Genomic DNA, 1,094 nt, shown 5'->3' with positions numbered 1-1,094 from the left:
AACTTGCGCTGTTCAACGCCGGTGTACTCGGCGCTCGGGCGGATGATGCGGTTGTTGGCACGTTGTTCGAACACGTGGGCAGCCCAACCGGTCAGGCGCGAGCAAACGAAAATCGGGGTGAACAACTTGGTCGGAATGCCCATGAAGTGGTACGCCGAGGCATGGTAGAAGTCGGCGTTCGGGAACAGTTTCTTTTGCTCCCACATGGTCTTGTCAATGGCTTCGGAAACCGGGAACAACACTTTGTCGCCCACTTCGTCAGCGAGTTTTTTCGACCAGCCCTTGATCACTTCGTTGCGCGGATCGTTGTCCTTATAGATCGCGTGACCGAAGCCCATGATCTTGTCTTTGCGCTCGAGCATGCCGAGGGTGCCTTCGATCGCCGCTTCAGGCGAGCTGAAGCGCTCGATCATTTCCATCGCTGCTTCGTTGGCGCCGCCGTGCAGTGGACCACGCAGCGAGCCGATAGCGGCGGTGATGCAGGAGAACAGATCCGACAGGGTGGAGGCGCAAACACGTGCGGTGAACGTCGACGCGTTGAACTCGTGCTCTGCGTAGAGGATCAGCGAAACGTTCATTACCTTGACGTGCAACTCGCTCGGCTTTTCACCGTGCAGCAGGTGCAGGAAATGACCGCCGATCGACGGCTCGTCAGAGACGCAGCTGATGCGCTTGCCGTCGTGGCTGAAGCGATACCAGTAAGTCATGATCGCCGGGAATGCAGCCAGCAGACGGTCGGTTTTGTCGTGCTGCTCGGAGAAATCGTTCTCCGGCTCCAGGTTGCCCAGGAACGAGCAGCCAGTACGCATCACGTCCATCGGGTGGGCGTCGGCGGGGATGCGCTCCAGCACTTCTTTCAACGCTTGCGGCAGGTCACGCAGCTTGCTCAGTTTGCTGACGTAGGCGTCCAGTTGCGCCTGGCTCGGCAGTTCGCCGTACAGCAGCAGGTAGGCGACCTCTTCGAACTGAGCGTCAGCCGCCAGTTCGCGAACGTCGTAGCCACGATAGGTCAGGCCTGCGCCCGATTGGCCCACAGTGGACAGTGCGGTTTGCCCGGCAACCTGGCCACGGAGCCCGGCGCCACTGAGTACTTT

Annotated in this window: 1 protein-coding gene; it reads right to left on the bottom strand. The window is 60.0% G+C overall.

Annotated features, from left to right (window positions below; genetic code table 11):
* Positions 1 to 1,094, bottom strand: a 1,094-nt coding sequence (prpC, locus tag AC1DRJ_RS29030; protein ID WP_477805160.1) for a bifunctional 2-methylcitrate synthase/citrate synthase, incomplete at both ends; no start/stop codon positions are given.

The organism is Pseudomonas sp. P5_B2 (assembly GCF_056400445.1).
Note: the sequence above shows the minus strand (reverse complement) of the source record. Positions and strands in the feature narration are given on the sequence as shown.